At 34.4% G+C, this 20,265-nt stretch carries 20 protein-coding genes; 8 read left to right on the top strand and 12 right to left on the bottom strand.

Annotation, left to right across the window (positions count from 1 at the left end; genetic code table 11):
• Window positions 1–98 precede the first annotated feature (98 nt).
• The 5 genes from FLAK523_RS02355 (at window position 99) to FLAK523_RS02340 (ending at window position 5,611) form a co-directional block, all read left to right on the top strand.
• Window positions 99–1,076, top strand: a complete 978-nt coding sequence (locus FLAK523_RS02355; protein ID WP_248906169.1) for a ribonucleotide-diphosphate reductase subunit beta — start codon at window positions 99–101, stop codon at window positions 1,074–1,076.
• A 260-nt stretch (window positions 1,077–1,336) separates the two neighbouring features.
• A complete protein-coding gene (locus FLAK523_RS02350) occupies window positions 1,337–3,754 on the top strand; it encodes a ribonucleoside-diphosphate reductase subunit alpha (protein WP_248906167.1) in 2,418 nt (805 codons plus the stop codon).
• 344 nt (window positions 3,755–4,098) lie between these two features.
• Window positions 4,099–4,224, top strand: a complete 126-nt coding sequence (locus FLAK523_RS15215; protein WP_256469082.1) for a hypothetical protein — start codon at window positions 4,099–4,101, stop codon at window positions 4,222–4,224.
• Between the two features lie 202 nt (window positions 4,225–4,426).
• Window positions 4,427–4,942: a GyrI-like domain-containing protein gene (locus tag FLAK523_RS02345; RefSeq protein WP_248906165.1), complete on the top strand. Its 516-nt coding sequence runs from the start codon at window positions 4,427–4,429 to the stop codon at window positions 4,940–4,942.
• A 171-nt stretch (window positions 4,943–5,113) separates the two neighbouring features.
• Window positions 5,114–5,611, top strand: coding sequence for an RDD family protein (locus FLAK523_RS02340; RefSeq protein WP_248906163.1), 498 nt, complete (start codon window positions 5,114–5,116; stop codon window positions 5,609–5,611).
• An 89-nt stretch (window positions 5,612–5,700) separates the two neighbouring features.
• Here the strand turns inward: FLAK523_RS02340 and FLAK523_RS02335 are convergent, their stop codons facing one another.
• The 7 genes from FLAK523_RS02335 to FLAK523_RS02305 form a co-directional block, all read right to left on the bottom strand.
• Window positions 5,701–6,435, bottom strand: a complete 735-nt coding sequence (locus FLAK523_RS02335; protein ID WP_248906161.1) for a hypothetical protein — start codon at window positions 6,433–6,435, stop codon at window positions 5,701–5,703.
• Between the two features lie 163 nt (window positions 6,436–6,598).
• Window positions 6,599–7,060: a YHS domain-containing (seleno)protein gene (locus FLAK523_RS02330; protein WP_248906159.1), complete on the bottom strand. Its 462-nt coding sequence runs from the start codon at window positions 7,058–7,060 to the stop codon at window positions 6,599–6,601.
• Between the two features lie 63 nt (window positions 7,061–7,123).
• On the bottom strand, window positions 7,124–7,552 hold the full coding sequence (locus FLAK523_RS02325) for an OsmC family protein (RefSeq protein WP_248906158.1): 429 nt from the start codon (window positions 7,550–7,552) through the stop codon (window positions 7,124–7,126).
• Window positions 7,553–7,556: 4 nt separating this feature from the next.
• Entirely contained in the window at window positions 7,557–7,877 is a 321-nt protein-coding gene (trxA, locus tag FLAK523_RS02320) for a thioredoxin (protein WP_248906155.1), read from the bottom strand.
• A 17-nt stretch (window positions 7,878–7,894) separates the two neighbouring features.
• Window positions 7,895–8,167, bottom strand: a complete 273-nt coding sequence (locus FLAK523_RS02315; protein WP_248906152.1) for a hypothetical protein — start codon at window positions 8,165–8,167, stop codon at window positions 7,895–7,897.
• 395 nt (window positions 8,168–8,562) lie between these two features.
• Window positions 8,563–9,384: an AraC family transcriptional regulator gene (locus FLAK523_RS02310; protein ID WP_248906150.1), complete on the bottom strand. Its 822-nt coding sequence runs from the start codon at window positions 9,382–9,384 to the stop codon at window positions 8,563–8,565.
• Between the two features lie 23 nt (window positions 9,385–9,407).
• A complete protein-coding gene (locus tag FLAK523_RS02305) occupies window positions 9,408–10,460 on the bottom strand; it encodes an NAD(P)/FAD-dependent oxidoreductase (RefSeq protein ID WP_248906148.1) in 1,053 nt (350 codons plus the stop codon).
• Window positions 10,461–10,713: 253 nt separating this feature from the next.
• On the opposite strand from FLAK523_RS02305, the gene FLAK523_RS02300 reads away from it, so the two are divergent.
• Complete coding sequence (locus FLAK523_RS02300) at window positions 10,714–12,060, top strand: deoxyguanosinetriphosphate triphosphohydrolase (protein ID WP_248906146.1); 1,347 nt, start codon at window positions 10,714–10,716, stop codon at window positions 12,058–12,060.
• Between the two features lie 3 nt (window positions 12,061–12,063).
• On the opposite strand, the gene FLAK523_RS02295 is transcribed toward FLAK523_RS02300, so the two are convergent.
• Window positions 12,064–13,026, bottom strand: a complete 963-nt coding sequence (locus FLAK523_RS02295) for a DUF3078 domain-containing protein (protein WP_248906144.1) — start codon at window positions 13,024–13,026, stop codon at window positions 12,064–12,066.
• Between the two features lie 33 nt (window positions 13,027–13,059).
• The gene (locus FLAK523_RS02290; protein WP_248906142.1) at window positions 13,060–14,832 is read right to left on the bottom strand and encodes a 1-deoxy-D-xylulose-5-phosphate synthase; all 1,773 of its coding nucleotides are present in this window, start codon (window positions 14,830–14,832) and stop codon (window positions 13,060–13,062) included.
• Window positions 14,833–14,954: 122 nt separating this feature from the next.
• On the opposite strand from FLAK523_RS02290, the gene FLAK523_RS02285 reads away from it, so the two are divergent.
• Window positions 14,955–15,398 carry a nucleoside deaminase gene (locus FLAK523_RS02285; RefSeq protein WP_248906140.1) on the top strand — a complete coding sequence of 148 codons (444 nt, stop codon included), beginning with the start codon at window positions 14,955–14,957 and terminating at the stop codon, window positions 15,396–15,398.
• A 50-nt stretch (window positions 15,399–15,448) separates the two neighbouring features.
• Here the strand turns inward: FLAK523_RS02285 and FLAK523_RS02280 are convergent, their stop codons facing one another.
• The 3 genes from FLAK523_RS02280 to FLAK523_RS02270 form a co-directional block, all read right to left on the bottom strand.
• Window positions 15,449–16,489: a potassium channel family protein gene (locus FLAK523_RS02280; protein ID WP_248906138.1), complete on the bottom strand. Its 1,041-nt coding sequence runs from the start codon at window positions 16,487–16,489 to the stop codon at window positions 15,449–15,451.
• A 321-nt stretch (window positions 16,490–16,810) separates the two neighbouring features.
• Window positions 16,811–18,355 (bottom strand): ribonuclease E/G, encoded by a 1,545-nt coding sequence (locus FLAK523_RS02275; protein WP_248906136.1) that lies wholly within the window; start codon window positions 18,353–18,355, stop codon window positions 16,811–16,813.
• 414 nt (window positions 18,356–18,769) lie between these two features.
• Window positions 18,770–19,060: an HU family DNA-binding protein gene (locus tag FLAK523_RS02270; protein ID WP_016989051.1), complete on the bottom strand. Its 291-nt coding sequence runs from the start codon at window positions 19,058–19,060 to the stop codon at window positions 18,770–18,772.
• 134 nt (window positions 19,061–19,194) lie between these two features.
• Here FLAK523_RS02270 and mutY point away from each other — a divergent pair, with 134 nt between their 5' ends.
• The gene (gene mutY, locus FLAK523_RS02265; protein WP_248906134.1) at window positions 19,195–20,262 is read left to right on the top strand and encodes an A/G-specific adenine glycosylase; all 1,068 of its coding nucleotides are present in this window, start codon (window positions 19,195–19,197) and stop codon (window positions 20,260–20,262) included.
• Window positions 20,263–20,265 lie beyond the last annotated feature (3 nt).

Below are 20,265 nucleotides of genomic sequence, written 5' to 3'. Positions count from 1 at the left end.
GGCTGATTGTGAATAAGTTTGACTTTCAAAAACCGCAATATTTTACAATCTTTGTAATCCGCAGAATGATTAAAAATTCAACAAAACAAACAACAACAATGTCGCAAATTGAACCAATTTTACAAGAGAATAAAAATCGTTTCGTAATTTTTCCTATAAAGCATCATGATATATGGGAGTTTTATAAATCAATGGAGGCTAGTTTCTGGACTGCCGAGGAAATTGATTTATCTCAAGATTTAAATGACTGGAACAATAAACTGAGTGATGACGAACGCTATTTCGTGAAACATATTCTTGCGTTTTTTGCTGCATCTGATGGGATTGTGAATGAAAATCTTGCTGAGAATTTTGTGAATGAAGTGCAATATGCCGAGGCTAAATTCTTTTATGGTTTCCAAATCATGATGGAGAACATCCATAGTGAAACCTATTCTTTGTTGATTGATACGTATGTAAAGGACGAAGCGGAAAAAGATGATTTGTTTAATGCACTTGAAGTTTTTCCTGCAATCAAGAAAAAAGCGGATTGGGCTTTACAGTGGATCGAATCGGATTCATTTGCTGAAAGACTGATTGCATTCGCAGCCGTGGAGGGGATTTTCTTCTCGGGAGCATTTTGTTCTATTTACTGGTTGAAAAAACGTGGATTAATGCCGGGACTTACTTTTTCTAATGAATTGATTTCTCGCGACGAAGGAGTTCATTGTGATTTTGCAGTGCATTTACACAACCACCACTTAGTTAATAAAGTGCCTAAAGAAAGAATTAGAAGCATTATTGTTGATGCCTTGAATATTGAAAGAGAATTTATCACTGAATCACTTCCGGTAAGTTTAATAGGAATGAATGCGGTATTGATGACGCAGTATTTAGAATTTGTTGCTGATAGATTATTAGTGGAATTAGGTTGCGAAAGAGAATACAATACTGCCAATCCTTTTGACTTCATGGATATGATTTCATTGCAAGGAAAAACAAATTTCTTTGAAAAGAAAGTGGCTGAATACCAAAAATCTGGTGTGATGAACACAGATGGTGATGCCCAAAAAATATCATTTGACGCTGATTTTTAAATCGACGACAAAATAATGCAAATCAATTTGCGCTTTGGGAACTATTGTTTACCTAAATGCCCAATTTGTAAATTAGCTTAGCCCCGATAGCAGTGAAAATCCTTTTATTTTATTTTTCAAAATAAAAGATTGCAACGAATAGCGGGAATAGCTCCTTAAGACTGAAGTTAATTCAGCATAAACAAAAGAAACACAGTGTTTGAATATTGAAATTCATTTTTCAATCTTTAAATTTTTCAATAAATAAAAAAAGTAAACTTATGTATGTAGTAAAGAGAGATGGCCATAAGGAGCCAGTAATGTTTGATAAGATTACGGATAGAATCAAAAAACTGTGTTACGGTTTAAACGAACTAGTTGATCCAGTAAAAGTGGCGATGCGTGTTATCGAAGGTTTGTATGATGGTGTTGCTACATCTGAGCTTGATAATCTTGCAGCCGAAACTGCTGCCTCAATGACTATCGCACATCCTGATTATGCACAACTTGCTGCCCGTATTGCAATATCAAATTTACATTCTAATACTACCAAATCGTTCTCTGAAACGATGAACGAAATGTATCATTATGTAAATCCAAGAAATGGACAGGAAGCGCCATTACTTTCGGATGAAGTGCATCAAGTAATTCAGGAAAACGCTGAATTTCTTAACTCTCATATCATTTACAATAGAGATTTTAATTACGATTATTTTGGTTTCAAAACTTTAGAACGTTCTTATTTGCTTAAGATCAACGGGAAAATTGTAGAGCGACCACAACATATGTTAATGCGTGTTTCTGTGGGGATTCACTTGGATGATTTAGAGTCGGTTTTAGAGACCTATGACCTTATGTCTAAAAAGTTCTTTACACACGCTACGCCTACATTATTCAACTCAGGAACTCCAAAACCACAAATGTCTTCTTGCTTCCTTTTGGCTATGCAAGACGATAGTATTGATGGGATTTATGACACGTTGAAACAAACGGCAAAAATCTCTCAATCAGCAGGAGGAGTAGGGCTTTCTATTCATAATGTACGTGCTACAGGTTCTTACATTCGTGGAACTAATGGAACTTCAAACGGAATTGTTCCTATGTTGCGTGTTTTCAACGATACGGCACGTTATGTAGATCAAGGAGGAGGAAAACGTAAAGGAAGTTTTGCTATTTATATCGAAACTTGGCATGCGGATATTTTTGATTTCTTGGACTTGAAAAAGAATACAGGAAAAGAAGAAATGCGTGCTAGAGATTTATTCTTTGCGATGTGGACATCGGATTTATTTATGAAACGTGTTCAGGAAGATGGTATGTGGACTTTAATGTGTCCTAACGAATGTCCTGGATTGTATGATGTTTACGGTGAGGAATTTGAAAAAATGTACACTGATTACGAGAAAGCGGGTAAAGGTAGAAAAACGATTAAAGCACATGAATTGTGGGAGAAAATTCTAGAATCTCAAATCGAGACTGGAACTCCTTATATGTTATATAAAGATGCGGCTAACCGTAAATCAAACCAGAAGAATTTAGGAACGATTCGTTCGTCTAACTTGTGTACTGAAATTATGGAGTACACTTCTGCTGATGAGGTAGCGGTTTGTAACTTAGCTTCTCTTTCTTTACCAATGTTTGTAGAGAACGGAAAATTTGACCACGATGCCTTATATAAAGTAACAAAACGTGTTACAAGAAATTTAAATAAAGTTATCGACAGAAATTACTACCCAGTAAAAGAAGCCGAAAACTCAAATATGCGTCACAGACCAATTGGTCTTGGAGTACAAGGATTAGCAGATGCTTTTATTATGTTGCGTTTGCCTTTTACATCTGATGAGGCAAAAAAACTGAATCAAGAAATTTTTGAAACTTTATACTTTGCTGCCGTAACCGCTTCAATGGAAATGGCAAAAGAAGAAGGTCCGTATTCTACTTTCAAAGGGTCACCAATTTCTCAAGGGGAATTCCAGTACAATTTATGGGGAATGAAAGATGAGGATTTGTCTGGTCGTTGGGATTGGGCTTCATTAAGAAAAGAAGTGGTAGAACACGGAGTTCGTAACTCATTATTAGTTGCGCCTATGCCAACAGCTTCGACTTCTCAAATTTTGGGTAATAACGAAGCATTCGAACCGTACACTTCTAATATTTATACAAGAAGAGTACTTTCAGGAGAGTTTATTGTTGTGAACAAGCATTTACTACACGATTTAGTGGAGCGTGGTTTGTGGAACGAAACGTTGAAACAAGAATTGATGCGTAATAATGGATCAGTTCAAGACTTGGATATTCCTCAAGATTTAAAAGAATTGTACAAAACAGTTTGGGAAATGTCGATGAAAGATATTATCGATATGTCACGCCATCGTGGTTATTTTGTGGATCAATCACAGTCGTTGAACTTGTTTATGCAAAATGCCAATTATTCTAAATTGACATCAATGCATTTCTATGCTTGGCAGTCAGGATTGAAAACGGGAATGTATTATTTAAGAACAAAAGCCGCGGTGGATGCCATTAAATTTACATTGAACAACGATAAAAAAGCAGAACCAATAGAAATTAAAGAACAGCCTGTTGCAATGGTAGTGGAAGCAGTAGAGCCTGCAGCAATGAGCGCCGACGAATACAGAGCGATGCTTGAATTGTCTAAAAATGCTGGTCCTGATGATTGCGAAATGTGTGGGTCTTAATTAGAAAATAGAATATAAAGGCCTCTTAATTGAGGCCTTTTATAAGATAATAATAACTTTAAATCAATTGCTGAGGTAGAGAAAAAAACTAATGCGCATAAAAAAAGGGACATCAATGATATCCCTAACTTGGTGAACTTAATAAAAATCGGCCGGCAAGCTTTATTAATTAAGTCATATAAAGATGATGAGGTTACCTCACCTACTTTTTTAATACTTCAAAAGTATAAAATCGAAATCTTTCTGCCAAGTTTTTTTTGAAAATATAATGTCAATGTTGATATTATTAATTTATAACTCTTACGCTATAAGGCGTTAAAGTAGTTATTAACAATTCACATAAAATGGAAAATTTAAACAATGATGATTTCTATTACATATTTAGAAAATGCATCACAACTAGAAACGGAAGAAGAATTTGCAAAACAGACGGAAGTTGTTTTAAAATTCGATTAAAAAAGAATTATTAATAAAGAGAAACAGCTATCAATTTTTTGGTAGCTGTTTTTTTTAGGAGCTAATCCCCGTTTTCATTTCAAATGAAGTTCACTGAACTCCTATAAATTTAAAAGTAATGTGAAGTAATCTTTTTATTTATAAAGAAAAATAAAAAGGATTTCCATTGCAATCACGACTAAGATATATGTATTTTAATGGACTAAACACTAACAAATGACGCTTATAACCCAACTAGAAGCCACATCCACATGTGGGCTTTCGGTGAAACTAACAACATCGCAAATTCAAAATTTCAGTATTATCCAAAACCATTGGATAAAATTTAATGCCGAAATAAAAAAGTTGAACTTAGGACAGCAAAAGGGGGATTGGGAGAAATTTGGAATTACCTATAAAATAATGGAGGACTATTTCTATATGGCCGCGATTCCTTTTTCTGGACAAAACTTGCCAGATGATTTTATCTGTAAAGAAATTCCAAAGGGGGAATTCGTGTCTTTTATTCATAAAGGAAATATGAACGAAATTAAAAACACCCTTTATGACATCTATAAAAAGGTGTTGCCAAATTCCGAGCTAAAAATTGAGCCTCATTCCAAAACGGGTTTTATCCATTTTGAACGATATGATTTTCGTTTTAAGTGGAATGATCCAAACTCTATAATCGAAATCTATTTGCCATTAAGCACTTCAAATCTAAATGCGAATCCAGAAGTTAGTCTTGATTGAATTCCACGCTATTTCTCTTTTCTAAATTCGAAAATAAAATTATTTTAAGTGTCTTTACTTAAAAATAAGGCTTGAGAATTATTCAATACACCGACTAATATTATAAGAATAATTCACTATATTTGAGATAGTTGCCATTGGAAGACTTTTGTAATTATAAAAATATAAAATATGAAAAGTAAAGAATTTACAATCACAGATGATTTGTTGGCTTCACAAGGAAGACGTTTTCTAAATTTCAGTATTGATTTAATAATTATATATATTGTCATTCTGAGCATAGCAACGACACTTAACTTGATAGCTGAAGTTAGTGGTAAACATTCCCTCTCTGAATGGGTGGAATCATTGTCTCTGGAAGAAATCACAGTGTACAGCATACTGATTATGATTCTTTATTATGGATTGACTGAAATCTATTTTTCCAGAACTCTGGCAAAATATTTTACAAAAACAATTGTTGTCCAGATTGACGGGAACAAGCCTACCAACCAAATGATTTTAACACGTACCTTATGTAGATTTATTCCTTTTGAATTCGTTTCCTTTTTAGGTTCGGTACCAAGAGGTTGGCACGATTCCTTTTCGAAAACCTATGTAGTTAAAAAACAGAGACTCAATCAAAAAATGAAATTGTTTTATTCCTTTGATGAGGTGGCCAAAATATAGATATCAATTCTAAACCAGTTTAGATAATGCATAAAAAAAGGAAACATACTTGTTTCCTTTTTTATTTTAGTTGCAGTATTCTATAGAAATTATAATTCAGTAAACGGATCTACCCCGTTGTTGATTTCTTGAACAGACATGCCGGTTTTAACATTTTCTAGTTTTAAATTGATCAATCCTTTGTGACTTGTAGCAATTTTTAGATTATTTGGGAATGTTTTCCAATCTTCCCAACTGGTTTCTAATCCGCCCACAGGAATAATGCTAACCCACATACGCCATGCTTTTGGCATATAATTTTGATCTACGAGCCATACATAGGAATCTCCTGGCGTACTACCGCCAGAGTCATAAGTAATCATAAGGGCTTCTTGATTATCCTGTATCACGATGCTTCTGGTAGTACCAGCATCTCGTAATTTGAAAGGAGCAATAAGCCAGAAAGAATCATTGTTAAAGTAGTCATTCGCTTTTTTTATAGCTTCTGTTTTTTGTGTGTCGGTCAGTTTATTATCGTTTTCATAAGCTACACCTTCTAGGGTTTGAGTATGGTAAAGTGCTTTTTTATTATCCCATTTCACTTGCACTAGATTGCGTTTTTTATCCCAGAGATAATGATGACTTCCTCTAAAAGTAAAAGAAACAGCAGCGGTAGTGTCCCAAGCTTTTTGATTAATTGCTTCTTGAATTTTATTAGTAAGTTCTTCGGCTTTTATTCCTTGTTGTCCTACAGGCAATGGTTTGCTTGTGAAATACGAGAATGCTAAGACTGTGAGAATAAGGATAAGAATAATAGAAGCTGATATTTTGAGAATTTTTTTCATTGTTTTAAAATTGTATTGTTTTGAAAAACTGCTCAAATGTAATGAAATAAGCCCTTTTGTACGGGATGTTTCTTAATTTGTTAATACACAACAAAGGGTTTCACTTTTAAAAAGAAAAACCCTTTGAGTCCAAATCTGTGGTGGTATATAGAGGTGGTATTTATTATTTAATCATTGCCCATTTTTTGTCAATGATTTTTACATATTTAGCCTCATCTTTATTCCAGATTTCTAATGTATTTACTTGAGTCCCGTTAAAATCACCATTGAAGAATAAGTACAATTTATTATCTACAATTTTAAAAGTTTCAGGGTTGATGGAGAATTTCGAATCTTTTTCGGCTACACCCCATGCGCAGTATCCGTTAACTTGTGGTAAGTATTTTTTAGGATTTGCTTTAAAAGCATTTGCATTAGCTTTAGAAGCAAAATAATAAGTGGTTTTTTCCACTTTTACTGAGTCGGCAGCATTCCCTTTTACGGCTTTATTGTTTTTATGATAAGACACTACGTCGTATCCTCCAATGGCTAAACCTGTTTTATCAATTGCATCTACTTGTGCAAAAATTCCGTTTGAAAATAAAGCAATAAATGCTACTACTAATGTTAATTTTAAATTTTTCATTTTGTTTGTTTTTTATATTTGAATAATTGTAAATCAGTCAGTTTTACTATAAAACCGCCTTTATTATGCTGTAAGCACTTCGGTTGTTAATTCCTGGGCACTTTCTATATTCCATTCCCCTTCAATCATACGGTGAACGTAACAGGCATCAGCTTGTTTAAGTAGTTCTGTTTTTTGTTCTGCGGTTAAGTCGCCTTCAATTTGAATTTTGGCAGTAACATGAGAGGATAGTTTCCCACCTTCTCCGCGTTTAACGTTTAATTCAAATTCACCATCAACATGACCTATTTTCCAGTTGTTTTTTCTGGCAATGTAGCGTACAGTAGCTACTTTACACATTGCAATACTAGAGAGAATTAAATCCTCTGGCGAGAACCCTAAGTCGGTTCCTGTGCTTGATATAGGTTCGTCGCCCACAATTGCATGTCTACCGTTTGAAATCAAGGATTGGTATCCCGTAGGTAGATTTTTAATGTTTATTTTCTTTCCCATAGTATTAACTTTTTATCAAACTTGTTAAATGACTTGTCATCACTGATTTGCTTTGTACTCCGTTTTGAGTTCCCACAATTTCTCCGTTCTTAAAATAGAATAAAGCAGGTATGCTTCTCACTTTAAATTGCGCTGCTAACTCTGGATTAGTATCCACGTTTATTTTTGAAATTACCGCTCTGCCATCAAAGTCTTTAGCTAATTCTTCCAGTGCAGGATGTAACGCTTTACAAGGCCCACACCAGTCAGCGAAGAAATCCACTAGCACTACATCATTTGTATTTATGGTCGCGTCAAAATTAGTTTTGTCTAAATGTTGTATCATTTTTTTTGAATTAATAATTATATGAATAAGTTGTTTTCGTCACAGTAGTAATCCGTGATTGCCAAATTTTGACAAAAACTATCCTGTGTTATTGCAATTAATTGCGGTGTTTTTTTTGGAACATTCAAGCCTAAAACAGTTTTAAAGCCTTCGATAATGGTGTGTATTGTTTTCATAATTCCTGTTGTTTCAATTTGATGGTACAAAGGTGTGATGAAAGCCAAGCTTGAAGTTAGGTCGCATTTCCCGTAGAGTTGTTCATTATTCCCTTGACGTCTTTTTTTAGTCAAAAAAGCGTGCTTTTTTTTAAATTGGGAGCAAGAGCAGGTGTGGTTTCATTTACATTGTTCCCACTTTCCGTTTTAATCTTTTTATTTATAAAGGAAAAATAAAAAGGATTTCCACTTCAATCGGGGCTACGGGATGACGTTTAGTATATATAAGGAAAGAGTTTGAGAAGAAAGATTCAATAGAAGTGAAAAGAATAGAACGCTAAGTGAATAAAACACTAAGTAATTGTTTTGGTCCAGTTCTACCTTATTATCTTTTTAGAAGAATGATTAAAAAAGAATTTAATTAGCCCCACAATCGTACTAGCCCGGATAGAAGCGGCATCCTTTTATACTGGATTTCAGTATAAAAGATAAAGCGGATAGCCGTATTAGCTCCTAAAAAAAGATCTTCTTTATAATGCCTTTTTGAAATCGGAAGGGGAGATTCCTTCCGCTTTTTTAAAAAACCTGCTGAAAGACTGAATGTCTTCATAACCTATTTCGTAAGCAATCTCTTTGATGCTCTTGTCAGAATAGCGCAAGAGTCGGCGGGCTTCAAGGATGGTTCGGTTTTGAATAATCTGTAAAGGGGATTTTTCGTTGTATTTCTTGAATAAATTAGAAAGTGTCTTGGGACTTTTGTTCAGCATTTCGGCGTAATCAGCGACTTGGTGTTTGGTCTTAAAATTGCTCTCGACTAAGTAATTGTATTCTCTCACAAGGTCCAATTGCTTTTTGTCAAATGTGGTCAATTCTGTTTGCTCTTTATAAACGCGAGTGCATAGAATAAGCAAGCGCTTCAACATCATTTGTAACATATCGTTTTGCAGGTCGTCTTTGGATTCCATTTCGATAGCAAACATTTTCCAAAGAATCTCAAATTTCTCCAGTTCTTCATCTGGAATTGAAATCTTTGGAAACTGGGACGCACCAAAAAACAAAATTCCTTTGCAGCCCACTTCGCTATCGTGATCAGCGATGCAATAAAAAGCCCTGTTAAACCGAATCAATCTGGCTTTGTTGACTTTTAAAACTTCGACTTTATGGTATTCGGTTAAAAATAAAACCGAATTTGCCGGAAACAAATGCTCGCTTCCGTCAACATTAATCTTTAATTCATCTGTGGTCCAAATCACGCTTAATCCTTCAGTGATTTTTTCTTTCAGTAAATCACAATTGGTAGCGTCAATTTCGGCTAATCGGATGAATTCATTAAGTTGACCAGTGTAAAGCATAAGTGACATTGTTTATAACGAATTTATAATTTCAAAATGGCTTTAACGGTATTTTCGGCTGCAATTACAGCGCCTTCCATATAGCCGGGATATTGATTTGCGGTTTCTGTTCCTGCAAAAAACAAGCGGTTGTCACAGTAGGATTCCCTGAATAAAGGGTGTCCATTGTTTTGATGCGGATACATAAACCCAATTTGGTTGGTGCTTTTAGTTTGTTTTTCTTTCGCCCAAATCGTTTCGTGATAAGACGTATAACTGAGAGCTTCCTGACCAAAAACCTTGACTAATTGTGTTTTTAATTTTTCTAAACGATCTGTTTGGGAATACATTTCCATTCCAGCGCTGATGAAACCGCATAGCGCAAATTTATCTAAGACATTATTAGACTGGTCGTAAAACTCCGTAATAGGCCCCACATTGCTAAATAAAGTGCCTGAATAATTCTTGTTTCTCCAGAAAGGTGCTGCATAAACAAATGCGACTTTAATTGAATCTTGCATCCAAGTATGGGTGTTTTGGGCTATGTCAGTCAGTTTTTCTGGGAGTGTAGGAGAAACTATAATGTCATTTATAAACAATGCTTGGGGCAATGTCGATATCACATAATCAGCCACGAAAGATTGATTTTGTGTCGTGATTTGGATTTTTTCGTTCTCAAAGTTTAGACTGGTAACTGTTTCGTTTAAGTGGATAGGAACAGCTTTTAATTTGTTTTTCAAAGTTTCGATAAGTAGGCTAGTGCCACCTGCAACTCTGTAACTTGGACTGTTTTGTGGAATCTGGATTTCTTGTGCTGCTGTATCTGATAACGATTCATAATACGAAGTGCCTTGCATAAATTGTTCAAAGTACTCGATTCCTAATTCCGTTAAAATATTTCTGAAGTTAATATGAATGTCATTAAACCAAGTTGCGCCCATTTCTACCTGGGCCGTATCAGAATGTATTGTGTGAATTCGTCCGCCAATGCGATTTCTTGCTTCGATAATTTCGATATCAAAACCTTTGTTTTGCAAACGGTAGGCGGTTAGTAATCCACTTAATCCTGCTCCTAATATGGTTATTTTTTTATTCATTTTATTACTAGTTATCGTTTGTAAAAATACAATGTGTTTGATAAAAACGGACTTGTAGAGTATCAATTTATCAAATAGTATTATATTGGTTTAAATCATTATTACAAAAGCGACTCGATATAAAACTATGCTTTAAGTATAAATTGTTTTGTTTTAATGATACTTTTATAAATCAGAATAAAGCTATTTTTAGTAATCGCTATTTCTCTATCTTTGAAAAATAATCCAATTATTCACTTTCGAAAAACACAGTATGAACTGGGAACAACTTTTATCATTAAAACGACAAGGAGACACAAGCAAGCGATTACGTATTGAACAAGACGACACCCGATTAGGCTTTGAAGTCGATTATGATCGTATTATTTTCTCGGCTGCTTTTAGAAGTTTACAAGATAAAACCCAAGTAATTCCTTTGTCAAAAACTGATTTCGTGCATACACGTTTGACACACAGTTTGGAGGTTTCGGTTGTTGGGCGTTCTTTGGGACGTTTGGTTGGAAAAATAATCATAGAAAAATACCCACACTTAAAAGAAATTCACGGTTTTCACATGAATGATTTTGGGGCTATAGTTGCCGCAGCGTCATTGGCTCATGATATTGGGAATCCTCCTTTTGGACATTCCGGTGAAAAGGCGATAGGAGAATATTTTTCTATTGGTAAAGGGAGAAAGTATGAAGATGAAATGACCGAAAAAGAATGGCAAGATTTAATTGATTTTGAAGGAAATGCCAATGGTTTTTCTGTGCTTACAGCGAGTCGTCCTGGGATTGAAGGCGGACTTCGTATTTCGTATGCAACCTTAGGTGCATTTATGAAATACCCAAAAGAGAGCTTGCCCAAAAAACCAACATCAAATATTGCTGATAAAAAGTATGGTTTTTTTCAGACAGACAAAACGTTTTTTCAGGAAGTGGCTGCTGATATGGGGATGATCCCAAATAAATCAGGGAAAGATATTGGATTTGAAAGACATCCCTTGGCTTATTTAGTTGAGGCTGCCGATGATATTTGCTATACAATTATTGATTTTGAAGACGGGATAAATCTAGGACTCGTTTCGGAGGATTTTGCATTGGAATACCTGATTAAATTAGTAAAAGACAGTATTGATACTTCAAAATACAAAACCTTGACCACTAAGGAAGATCGCATCAGTTATTTACGCGCTTTGGCAATAGGGAGTTTGATAAATGATGCTGTAAAAGTTTTTGTCGAAAATGAAGAAGCCATATTAAATGGAAAATTCCCTTATGCTTTAACTGATAAAAGTAAGTACAAAGCGCAAATGGATGATATTATCAATATTAGTGTGAATAACATCTATCAAAGTAGGGAGGTAATTGAAAAAGAGATTGTGGGTTATCAGATAATTCAAACCTTACTAGACAAATTTATTACTGCTTACAATAATAAATACAATGGGAACGCTTCTAATTACGATAAGTTAATTTTGAAAATGCTGCCTGAAAAGCACCACGAAGAAAAAGAAAATTTATACAAGAGGTTACTACATATTTGTCATTTTATTTCGTTGCTTACTGATGGGAATGCTTTGAAATTGTTTGAAACAATTAATGGCCGAAAAAAGGATTAATTTCTAAAAGGCATAGACTAATCCAACTCCTAATACTTGTTTAAGTTGTAATTTTGGGCCAACAGTTACCTGTTTGCCCTCAATATTCTCTTTGGCTTTTATGTCGTCATCATATATAATATGAGCGCCAATATTAGTTTTAACGTGAGCATTTACAACTAGTTCTAATAACAAGTCGTAATCAACATCAATGTTCCCGAATTTGTTGATATAATCAGAATATAAACTCAAGCGATTTTCAATAGTGATATTTTTGGCGATTTCTTTTTTGTAGTAACTCGTCACTAAAAAACCAAGCTCTTTTCTTGATCTTTCTCCCATAACAATTAAATTGCCATTAACGTCATAACTGGCTTTCTTAACTCCAAATGCGCCTAAATCAGCTAATCGTTGGTCAAGAACTAATGTGGTTTTTAATGTAAAAGGCGAAATGTATAACAATTTGTTTTTCTCTTTGTTTGCATACTCAGCCCCAATTCCCAGGAAGATATAGGCTGGTGCAAAAGGTTTAGAAACGGCTATTTCAGTATTAGGATACGAATATCCATTTGTGAATTGAGTATTGAAATTAAATTTGGCTGTGTGATACCAATTAGTAACTGTATCATTACGAAAACCAAAAGCAGAATTAAATTGAAAAGCATCTTCAGTTTTTCTAACTTCGATTCCATCTTGTTTGTTCAAGCCGTAACGAATTATAAGTTCGTTTTTCCAATTGTATTTGTCCTCAGTATATACACGGGTGAATTTTCCTTTGAATAAACCGGATATAGAACTTGTTCCTCCTGCATTCCAGTTTAGAAAAGCTATTTCAGAAATGTCAAATCCTAATTGATTCTTTTTAGTCCAATGTGAGATAGTGTCCTTTGTAGAAGGAACTGCAATTGTCGTGATTATTTTCTGGGAGAAACTATTTGTTGAAATTAAGATTAATGTAAGAAGTATTGTAAAGGACAGTAATTTCATTGCAAGGCTGTTAAAAAGGGTGCTAATATATTGTTATTTATATTTCGAAAAAATGTTTTCAAGACTTTTAACGTCAATTTTACAATATTGTTGTAATTCGGCTACAGTTCCATGTTCTATAAATTCATCTGGTATTCCTAATGTTTTTATTTCGATTGTGTAACTGTTTTGTGAAGCAAATTCAAGAATGGCACTTCCAAAACCTCCGGTAATTGCACCGTCTTCAAGTGTTATTATGGAATTGAAATTTTTCATTATAAGATGTAATTCCTTTTCGTCCAGTGGTTTTACGAATGCAAAATCAAAATGCGCAATGGTTTCCGGGTTATTCATATTGGCTAAAGCCAAAGAAACATTTTTCCCGATTGCACCATTAGATAATACTGCAATTTTAGTTCCTTCTTTAAGGCATTCCGCTTTTCCTATTTCTATTGTTTTATATTCTTTTTGCCAGTCGGTTGTTAGGCCACGGCCTCGAGGATAACGTATAGCTATTGGATGATTTAAACCTAACTGTGCGGTGTATAATATATTTCTCAAGGCAATTTCATTCAATGGAGAATAAACAATCATATTAGGAATGCATCTCAAATAAGCGATGTCAAATACACCATGATGGGTTGCCCCGTCTTCTCCCACTAAGCCCGCTCTGTCTAAACAAAAAATAACTGGTAAGTTTTGTAACGCCACATCGTGAATGACTTGGTCGTAGGCTCTTTGTAAAAAAGTAGAATAGATATTGCAAAAAACCACCATTCCTTGAGTCGCCATTCCTGCAGATAAAGTAACTGCGTGCTGCTCAGCAATTCCTACGTCAAAAGCACGTTTAGGGAGTGCGTCCATCATAAATTTCAACGAACTTCCTGAAGGCATAGCAGGAGTGATGCCTATTATCTTTTCATTCTTTAGAGCCAAATCTAAAATGGTCAAGCCAAAAACATCCTGGTATTTTGGAGGTAAATTTTCTTCTGATTTCAAATGAATTTCTCCCGTGCTAGCGTCAAATTTTCCGGGAGCATGGTATTTCACCTGGTCTTCTTCGGCTTGTTTTAATCCTTTACCTTTAGTGGTTATGACATGGAGGAATTTAGGCCCTTTTATTTTTTGTAACCGTTTCAATTCTTTGATAACTGCAAAAATATCATTCCCGTCGATAGGACCCGAATAGTCAAAATTCAATGATTTCATCATATTGTTCTGTCTTGGGTTCTTGCCGTTTTTTACTGCGGTAAGGTATTTTTTCAAAGCACCCACACTTGGATCAATCCCGATAGCGTTATCGTTAAGTATTACCAGTAAGTTGGCATCAGTGACCCCAGCGTGGTTTAGTCCTTCAAAAGCCATTCCTGAGGCTATGGAGGCGTCTCCAATCACCGCGATGTGTTGTTTTTCGAAATCTCCTTTTAGATTGGAGGCGATTGCCATTCCCAATGCGGCAGAGATCGAAGTGGAGGAGTGGCCTACGCCAAAAGTATCGTAAATGCTTTCACTTCTTTTTGGGAAACCAGAAATACCGTTAAGTTGCCGATTAGTGTGAAAGTTTTCTCTTCTTTCTGTTAGGATTTTATGTCCGTATGCCTGATGTCCCACATCCCAAACCAATAAATCTTCTGGGGTGTTAAAGACATAGTGCAAGGCGATTGTCAATTCGATCACTCCTAAACTGGCACCCAAATGACCTTCTTTTACAGATACAATATCGATTATGAAGTTGCGTAATTCCTGTGCTACTTGTGGAAGCTGAGCTTCATCAAGTAGGCGTAAATCAGTTGGGTTGTTTATGTTTAAAAGTAAATTGTTTGGCATAAAGCAAATGTACGATTTGAAATTGTATTTTTACAGTCGATAAAAAAAGTTGTTTCACAAAGAATTACAAAAAAAGCGAAGAATCACAAAGAATTAAAATTTGCGAATTCGCGGTCTATACTATGATAAATCCTTTCACCGACGAATACTTCATGAAAAAAGCTTTGAACGAAGCCGAAATGGCTTTTGAAAAAGGAGAAATTCCCGTGGGTGCAGTAATTGTTATTGATAATAAAGTAATTGCTCGTAGCCATAATTTAACTGAATTACTAAACGATGTGACTGCCCATGCCGAAATGCAAACCATTACTGCTGCCGCTAATTATCTTGGGGGTAAATACCTTAAGGATTGTACGCTTTATGTCACGCTGGAGCCTTGCCAAATGTGCGCGGGCGCTTTGTACTGGAGTCAGATTTCGAAAATAGTTTTTGGTGCAAGTGATACACATCGAGGTTACGAGAAAATGGGAACGCAGTTGCACCCAAAAACTACTGTAGTTCGAGGTGTTTTAGCTGAAGAAGCTTCTGACTTGATGAAGCGGTTTTTTGTAAATAAAAGGAAGTAATCTTTTAACAAACTCAAAATCATTCTCTTTTTTATACTTGAAAAAACCGATTAATAAGTATCGCTCATATTTATTTCATGATTGTAGCCACCAGAATTAAGGTCGCTCCATTTCCATCCATCATCTTTAATGAGGGACAATAGTAATCTGCGTCTGGTTCTTAGTTTTTCATATTTCAAATCTACCGTTTCACCAGTTATTATTTTTATTCCTTTATTTTCAAGTGCTGTAAGAATTAATATAGGAGGAGTGTCTTTACCCGGAGTAATGAAAGTTGCCGGTAAGGTTATGAGATAGCTTGAAATGGCTTTTCTTAGTCTAATTATGATGTTTTTTGCAGGTCGTTGTTCTTCAGAAATGTTATAAAGTAGTACTGTAAGCGTCTCATCTAAGTTCGTGAGATTGAGGACAAAGGCTTCTTTTCTGTCCGATGAATGAAAAAAATGCAAGACAGAATACGCTTTATGATTTTGGGCGTGTAAAATGATGGAATCAACAAGGCTGATGAAAGGTTGTTCTAAGTCTTTAAAATCTTTTCCATTCCAATAATTCAATAGGATTTCTTCCACTGTACTACCAAGAGTATTTATATAAACACTTATTTTTCTTTTCGTTATTTCAGCAGATACGACCGGAATTAAGTAAGTAATGGCAATTGAAATAAGTATAAGTCCAGTAAATGAAAGTATTGCAGTAAGTAATTCCCAAAAATTTCCTTCAGGTTCCATATCGCCTAATCCCAATGTTGATAAGGTATAGCCGGTGTAAAATATCTTGTTTACCACTGTTGTAGGTGTATTAGTCTCGACATTCATAAGTGAGTCAGGATTACTAATAAACAATAAGCTTGCAGAAATCCATATTAGTAACAACCAATTAATAAGAATGGAAACTAAAATGACAGCTCCGCCAAGTTCTAAAATTTTTTTCCGTCCTGTTTTTTTATTGATAATTAATAATGTACTCCAGATAGATTTGGATAATCTTTTTGAAATAAAACCTGCCCCACGCCCAGATAAAGAAGTGTTTATTAAATCGGAGGCAGTAATTAGTAGAAGGATGAGTCCTAGAAAAAACAAATAATAGTTCATAGTATTGATTTTAATCGGTTACAATAAACCATATTTAGTATTGTTACGCAGTCAGGCTACTAATGTAAGCAATAAACATTTATTATAAATATTAATGTTAGTTCTCTCGATAAAGATGATTGTGTGTTTTGATCAAATAGTAATATAGTTGTTTTTGTTTGCCCAATTCCCTAGCCCTGATAGTAGTGGAAACCCTTTATTGTTTTTCTTTAAAACAATAAAGGTTGCAACGAATAGCAGGAAATAGCTCCTGAAAAAAAGACACAAAAAAACCGCCAATCTCACGAAAGGCGGTTTTTTATTCTGAATTTATTTCAGAATCTATTCTTTAATTTCTTTTCCTTGTTTATCATTAAAATGATATTCAAGGTACGTGTAAGCGTCACGAGGTATGATTTTCACCCATTTCTTATGTTCAAAAAACCATTTTGAACGTAATGATGGAAAACCTTTGGTAAGGTATGCTGCCACAAATGGGTGTACATTAAGTACAACGTCTTTGTGGGTTTTTAATATACTTTCTAAATCAGAATTGATTCTGTCGATAATTAATATTGGCGCTTCAATTTCGCCTTTAACATCGTTTGGATCTTCTTCTCTAGTTTTTATGTTAACTTCTGGTCTTACTCTTTGTCTTGTAATTTGGACTAATCCAAATTTACTAGGAGGTAAGATTTTATGTTTCGCTTTATCATCGTTCATTTCTTCTCTCAAGAAGTCGAACAAAACTTTACGATTTTCAGGATTAGACATATCGATAAAATCAATTACAATAATACCACCCATATCTCGAAGACGCAATTGTCTAGCGATTTCAGCAGCGGCAATCATATTGACTTCCATAGCGGTGTCTTCCTGGTTGGTAGCTTTATTAGAACGGTTTCCGCTGTTTACGTCAATGACGTGTAACGCTTCAGTATGTTCGATAATAAGATAAGCCCCTTTACTCATGGAAACTGTTTTCCCAAATGAAGTCTTGATTTGTCTCTCTATGTTGTATTTCTCAAAAATAGGCGTATCATTTGACTGATAAAACTTAACAATTGATTGTTTGGACGGTGCAATTTCTTGCAAATAATCCTTGGTTTGGTTGTACAACTCTTCATCATCTATTTGAATACCACTAAAGGTATCGTTAAATACGTCTCTTAATATCGATGATGCTCTATTGAGTTCACCTAATATTTTTGACGGATGATGAGCAGTTGGTAATTTTTTACACATTGCAGTCCATCTGCTTAGCAGGTTCTGCAAATCTTTTTCTAATTCGGCTGTATTTTTGCCTTCGGCTACTGTGCGAACAATAACACCAAATCCTTTTGGTTTGATAGATTGAACAAGTTTTTTAAGTCTGTCTTTTTCTTTTTTGTCTTCAATTTTTTGAGAAATCGAAACACGGTCAGAAAAAGGAACTAAAACAATAAAACGTCCGGCAAGAGAAAGCTCAGCGCTAATTCTTGGTCCTTTTGTAGATATTGGTTCTTTTACAACTTGTACTAGTATAGATTGATTTGCGCTTATTACATCAGTAATAGTACCATCTTTATCTATCTCTTTTTCAAACTGAAAGTTTTTTAGGGAGAAATCTTTTATTTTACCTGCGCTTACAAGTTTTATGAATTTCAGTTGGGAAACTAAATTTGGTCCTAAATCGTGATAATGTAAAAAGGCGTCTTTTTCGAAGCCTACATTCACAAAAGCAGCATTAAGTCCAGCAACAGGTTTTCTTATTTTAGCGACAAAAATGTCACCTACTTGAAAGTTGCTTTTTTCTTCTTCCTTGTGTAATTCAATTAGTTTTCCATCTTTTAATAAGGCAAAATCTACGAAATCAGAACTTGATCTAATGATTAATTCTTTATTCATTTGTAAATTTTTATCCGAACTTTTAGTTTCAGGTTTAAAGTTTCAGGTTTAAAGTTTAAAAACTTATAACTCTTGACTTATAACTCATAACTGAATTGTAAGGATGGATTAAACAATAATTTTAACAGGTATTGTACCCGGGAGGAAAACTCGAATTCCAATTTTAAAAAATCAAATTCCAATACAACTTACATTTTGTAGCTTATATTGGAATTTTAATTTCTCTTTTTGGAATAGTTGGAATTTTCCAAATTTCAATGAACTTTTAAAAAGAAAAAAGTAGTTTAAAACTACTTTTTCTTCTTGTGACGGTTAGCTCTCGCTCTTTTCTTACGTTTGTGAGTCGCTACCTTATGTCTCTTTCTTTTTTTACCACTTGGCATATCTTGTAGATTTTATGATTAATTAATATTATTATTTTGCTTCGTTATTTATTTTTACTCCTTCAACAAAAACTTTTGCTGGTTTGAAAGCAGGAATGTTGTGTGCAGGAATTTTAATTGTTGTATTCTTAGAAATATTTCTACCTGTTTTTTCAGCTCTAGTTTTCACTATGAAACTTCCAAAACCTCTTAAATAAACATTATCTCCAGTTTCTAATGAATTTTTAACTTCATTCATAAAAGTCTCTACTGTTGCTTGTACATCACCTTTTTCAAGACCTAATTTTTCTGAAATTTTCGCTACGATATCTGCTTTCGTCATTTTCTTTCCTTGTTTATTATTTTGTAATAATTTTTTTGAGTTTGCAAATATATGAATTTAAAAAACAATTATTCAAGCTAATTCATTAAATTTTAATCACATAAACTTTTACTTTTGTCAACAAATATTTTACAATGAAATTTTCTAATTCGCTAATACAATGGTATTTACAAAATAAACGTGATTTGCCCTGGCGAAACACAACAAATCCATACTTAATTTGGCTCTCGGAAATTATGCTTCAGCAGACTCGAGTTGCTCAAGGAACGCCGTATTTTTTATCTTTCGTAGATGCTTTTCCTACTGTTTTTGATTTGGCTAAAGCCGATGAAGAACAGGTGTTAAAATTATGGCAAGGACTAGGGTATTATTCCAGAGCCCGCAATTTACATAAAACCGCACAATATGTCGCTACTGATTTGCAAGGAAATTTCCCTAATTCCTATAATGAGTTGTTAAAACTTAAAGGTGTTGGCGAATATACCGCAGCAGCAATTGCTTCTTTTTCTTACAATGAAGTTGTTCCTGTGGTTGATGGTAATGTTTTCCGTGTTTTGTCGCGTTATTTTGATGTGGAAACTGATATTGCTGCGGCTTCTGCCAAAAAAGAATTTGCTGCCCTAGCTTTCCAATTAATGCCAAAAGACAATCCAGCCATTTTCAACCAGGCCATAATGGAATTTGGAGCCCTGCAATGTGTTCCTAAAAGTCCTGATTGCGGCGTTTGTGTTTTTAATGATAGTTGTGCCGCACTGCAAAAGAACAAAGTAGCCAGCTTGCCTGTAAAGTCCAAGAAGATAAAAGTCAGGAATCGCTATTTTAATTACCTTGTTGTTGAAGATGATTTTGATAATACCGTGATTCAAAAACGAACGGCTAAAGGGATTTGGCACAATCTATATGAGTTTCCACTGATTGAAACGGAGAAGGAAGAGGATTTTGATTTTATTTCTGATAAAATTCAAAATGAGTTTTTTAAGGAATGTGAAATCATTAGTATGATGGAATACAATGATAAAAGCATCATTCATAAATTGTCGCACCAGCATTTGTATATTAAATTCTGGAAGGTGACCTTGAAAGGAGTTATTGACAACGGGATAAATAGTACGGTTTTAAAAACATTTCCATTCCCAATTGTGATTCATAATTTTATTGAAAAGGAATATATCGGATTCCAAAAAAATGTACCTTTGGTATGAATA

The sequence above is a fragment of the Flavobacterium sp. K5-23 genome (genome assembly GCF_023278045.1).
Classification (GTDB): domain Bacteria; phylum Bacteroidota; class Bacteroidia; order Flavobacteriales; family Flavobacteriaceae; genus Flavobacterium.
The sequence above is the reverse complement of the archived record's forward strand: the minus strand, read 5'-3'. Positions and strand labels throughout refer to the sequence as shown.

Bases quoted from the DNA above. Each gene is read 5' to 3' on its own strand.
- FLAK523_RS02310 (WP_248906150.1), bottom strand. From the start codon at position 9,384: ATGCTTTACACTGGTCAACTTAATGAATTCATCCGATTAGCCGAAATT.
- FLAK523_RS02275 (WP_248906136.1), bottom strand. From the start codon at position 18,355: ATGAATAAAGAATTAATCATTAGATCAAGTTCTGATTTCGTAGATTTT.
- FLAK523_RS02355 (WP_248906169.1), top strand. From the start codon at position 99: ATGTCGCAAATTGAACCAATTTTACAAGAGAATAAAAATCGTTTCGTA.
- FLAK523_RS02300 (WP_248906146.1), top strand. From the start codon at position 10,714: ATGAACTGGGAACAACTTTTATCATTAAAACGACAAGGAGACACAAGC.
- FLAK523_RS02340 (WP_248906163.1), top strand. From the start codon at position 5,114: ATGAAAAGTAAAGAATTTACAATCACAGATGATTTGTTGGCTTCACAA.
- FLAK523_RS02280 (WP_248906138.1), bottom strand. From the start codon at position 16,489: ATGAACTATTATTTGTTTTTTCTAGGACTCATCCTTCTACTAATTACT.
- FLAK523_RS02335 (WP_248906161.1), bottom strand. From the start codon at position 6,435: ATGAAAAAAATTCTCAAAATATCAGCTTCTATTATTCTTATCCTTATT.
- FLAK523_RS02330 (WP_248906159.1), bottom strand. From the start codon at position 7,060: ATGAAAAATTTAAAATTAACATTAGTAGTAGCATTTATTGCTTTATTT.
- FLAK523_RS02290 (WP_248906142.1), bottom strand. From the start codon at position 14,832: ATGCCAAACAATTTACTTTTAAACATAAACAACCCAACTGATTTACGC.
- trxA (WP_248906155.1), bottom strand. From the start codon at position 7,877: ATGATACAACATTTAGACAAAACTAATTTTGACGCGACCATAAATACA.
- mutY (WP_248906134.1), top strand. From the start codon at position 19,195: ATGAAATTTTCTAATTCGCTAATACAATGGTATTTACAAAATAAACGT.
- FLAK523_RS02270 (WP_016989051.1), bottom strand. From the start codon at position 19,060: ATGACGAAAGCAGATATCGTAGCGAAAATTTCAGAAAAATTAGGTCTT.
- FLAK523_RS02345 (WP_248906165.1), top strand. From the start codon at position 4,427: ATGACGCTTATAACCCAACTAGAAGCCACATCCACATGTGGGCTTTCG.
- FLAK523_RS02350 (WP_248906167.1), top strand. From the start codon at position 1,337: ATGTATGTAGTAAAGAGAGATGGCCATAAGGAGCCAGTAATGTTTGAT.
- FLAK523_RS02325 (WP_248906158.1), bottom strand. From the start codon at position 7,552: ATGGGAAAGAAAATAAACATTAAAAATCTACCTACGGGATACCAATCC.
- FLAK523_RS02285 (WP_248906140.1), top strand. From the start codon at position 14,955: ATGATAAATCCTTTCACCGACGAATACTTCATGAAAAAAGCTTTGAAC.
- FLAK523_RS02305 (WP_248906148.1), bottom strand. From the start codon at position 10,460: ATGAATAAAAAAATAACCATATTAGGAGCAGGATTAAGTGGATTACTA.
- FLAK523_RS02295 (WP_248906144.1), bottom strand. From the start codon at position 13,026: ATGAAATTACTGTCCTTTACAATACTTCTTACATTAATCTTAATTTCA.
- FLAK523_RS15215 (WP_256469082.1), top strand. From the start codon at position 4,099: ATGGAAAATTTAAACAATGATGATTTCTATTACATATTTAGAAAATGC.